The organism is Oleiphilus sp. HI0132 (assembly GCF_001635845.1).
This window is the reverse complement of record NZ_LWGJ01001092.1, coordinates 1-3354: the sequence shown is the minus strand read 5'-3', so window position 1 is coordinate 3354 and position 3354 is coordinate 1. Positions and strand designations below refer to the sequence as shown.

Sequence of the window (3354 nt, the reverse complement as noted above, 5' to 3'; positions counted from 1 at the left end):
AATTGAAATTTATCTCGCCAGGAATACAAGGTGGATAGGTTTATGTTTTCCTGGGCTGAAAACGTTCTTAATGATAACCCACTTTCAAGCCACTTCTTAACAATGGCTTCTTTAAACTCTTTTGAATAATGCTTCACTCATATTCTCTTACCGCCTCCTATTCAATTATTAAAAATTAACAGAGGCGACAACTATCCTGACACAGGGGGAATAATATAGCTTTGAGCTTTGACGAGGAATACAACACGTATAGTATAAGTGCTAACGAGGAGAAGCCTACTATAGTATAACCAATACCAAACCCCCAGTTATTATCAAACATAGCCGGTGAAGACATTAGTCTCATTGCAGAAAATAGTGATTGCTGAGCCAAAACCTCCCCGATCACACAAAATAAAGTGACAGCAACAACGACACTCATACAAAACTTATATGGAGCTTGCCCACCATTCTTATGAATCAGAGCAACGAGAGAGCCATACAAAAACGCATCTGCTTGTGAGAAAGTTTGAAAATAAAGCTGCGTTACTACAAAGTCACGATCTAAGGCACCCCAAGACACTAAAAGCATTAACAAGAGCTTTGCCACAAGATAGAACGATAAAAGAGAAACAATTAAACTTTTCAAGCCCCTAGAGTAGAAATAGATCACAAATGGCCATATAAGGTAAAACTGTTCTTCGACTGACAACGACCACAGATGACCATATAATTCTGAGTGAGAGTAAGACTCAGAGGCTCTATAGATATTGAAAGTATAGGTAAGAAGATGAAGCCAGCCTCGTTGATCTAAAGACTCACCGACCACTAAGGAGATTATGAACACGATAAATAGGAATAAAAAGTATAGAGGAAAAATCCTCAAAGCTCTTCGAACATAAAAGTTTTTAAGATATAGCTTAAAACTCTTTTCCTTGCCTGAAAATAAGCTCAAGGTTATTAGAAAACCCGAGAGTGCAAAAAATAGCTGTACACCAAGCCACCCCCAATAGAGTATGCCACAGTGAAAAAGTATTACCGATAAAACAGCATAACCTCTCAGGCCGTCAAGCGAAGCAGTATAATTTATTGACACAAAGTACATCCATTTAATATCAAGGTTTAAGCTATCCTTGTATTCTATCAGTAATTACTAGGTAAAAAAAAACTGCACAAAGTGAAACTTTGCGCAGTTTCTATAAAGAAATTAGACTACATACCTGAACCTGGGGCCCATACTTCTGCTGAGCCATCTAACCTCAGCATCAAAAACTGGTTTACACCAACATCTTGATAGGAAACTAGTCTTCCTCCATTAGGGTACTGAACAGAGATGTCCACAGTACTTACGCTACCAAGACCACAATGCTCGCTCGAACCACCGTATTGTTGCGCAATATAAATCTCTCTCGTACACAAAATATTATCTGTTTCAGAGTTTCGTATCACTACTCTTGAGTGCAAGCCTTCTGTAGTCGGCGCATCCTTAACCTGGAATGCTAACCAATTGTTATTACTTGGTCCCGTGTTACGTAACAAATTAAGGGTATCTTTATTAGCGCTAGGTTGAGAATTAGAGGAAAATAAATCCAAACGACCGTCGTTATCGTAATCGCCATGCGCCACCACAGTTTTAGAAGCCCCACCTGCTGCAGCTACTCTTCCACCAGACGTACTTAAAACATTTCCGCATGAATACGCTTCCTTCTTCCAGTTCCCTGTTCCACCATTAATAAGTATGCCACAAGGCGCTTCAAAGCCCCCTCCAGTTAGCCAATCAGCTCTAATATCCGTCAAACCATCATTATTGAAGTCTCCAGCACCTAAGCCTGCATATGTAGTTTGATACGTTAAAGAGTTTAGAGTTAACCCTGACAACTCAGTAACTGAAACATCGGTAAACCTGCCCGTCCCGTCATTCTCAAGCAACCATATACCATCACCATCATTGTCGCCATCCGCTAAATCAATAGAATTATTTCCGCCTTTATACACTCTAATCTTAAAGATATCCAAATCACCATCATTATCGTAGTCAATTGGTATCTGTTGGTGTGGGTTTGAGTGTTGCGCCGAGTCAATAGAATAAGAAGTATCAAACATTGATGAGGAGGCTACAAAATTTCCAGAAACTGCATCTGAAAATCCTGAAGGACTATTAAACCAAATCAAGTTAAGCTGAGGATTAACCATATCAGGGTATGAATCATTGTTAGCATCAAAAACTAAAGAGGTCGACCATGCACGCGTTAAATTTGGCTCAGATATATTGTTCCAATCAGGAGTATATAAAACAGTTCTTTCTGGCCAACTATATATTGATCCAAATATTCCTGTACCTGCATTAACGCTATTTAAACTAGAATTAAAACCAACTCCAACCAAAGGCGCTGAAATAAGTTCAATATCTCCATCCCCATTAAAATCTATCGGCAAACATCGATCAACATCATATAAACAGCCTGAAACTCCTGAGTAGCTTTCTTCGCCGCTATTCATAAGAGCAGCTAAAGAAGGGTTACCATCTACATCGGCCCCTAATATATCAGTATCGGAATCACCATCTAGGTCTAACAGCATTACCCATGAAGTAATCCGCCTATTAGAAGGCCCGCTTATAGAATAATCATTCGCTAAGTAGCTAAATGTCCCCTGACACACACCTCCAGCATTGTCCTGTATATATATTCCATCAGGATCAGTAGTTGCATGAGAAGTAATAAATGCATCTAGGCAGCCATCTGCATTAAGGTGTGCAAGATCTGCTTCAAAAGGTGCCACTACAGCTGCCTGACCACTTATAAAATCTGGAAAAGCATTAATCGTCACATCAGCGAAGGAGACTTCACTACCACCTGCACCTACAGAAGAGTCATTATTTTCACCGCCACCAGTACCAGCAGAAGAGTCATCGCTACCTCCTTGTTCAGTAACAACGCTATCAATACTCCCAAAATTAGCTTCTCTTACATATTTAGAGCCACTGCATCCATTACGCCCGCCCCCAAGGTTGACATCATCAGAGCAAACAAAAAAGCCATCATTTGAAGTAACGTTTGAGAATAAAACAAATGTATCATCGTCAGCACAATCAGAGTAATTTCCGCCTTCAGCGCCCGGGCATATTGCGATAAAGTCACTATCAGCGACATTCTGAATATCGCTCCACTGACCACCACATTGCCAGTGAGGATCATCCCCAGCCGAGCAAGATGCCGTCGCTACAAAAACAGGGATGATATCGCCACCTGCACTGCCAGAATCTGTACCACCTGTACTGCCAGAATCTGTACCACCTGTACTGCCAGAATCTGTACCACCTGTGCTGCCAGAATCTGTACCACCTGTNCTGCCAGAATCTGTACCACCTGTGCT

General features: G+C 40.9%; 2 protein-coding genes. Both read right to left on the bottom strand.

Features of this window, described 5'->3' with window-relative positions; all coding sequences use genetic code 11:
• The coding region (locus A3766_RS32680; protein WP_156495124.1) for a transposase at positions 1 to 137 on the bottom strand (137 nt) is incomplete at its 3' end.
• A gap of 38 nt (positions 138 to 175) precedes the next feature.
• Positions 176 to 1084, bottom strand: coding sequence for an acyltransferase (locus A3766_RS32675; protein WP_068515652.1), 909 nt, complete (start codon positions 1082 to 1084; stop codon positions 176 to 178).
• Positions 1085 to 3354 lie beyond the last annotated feature (2270 nt).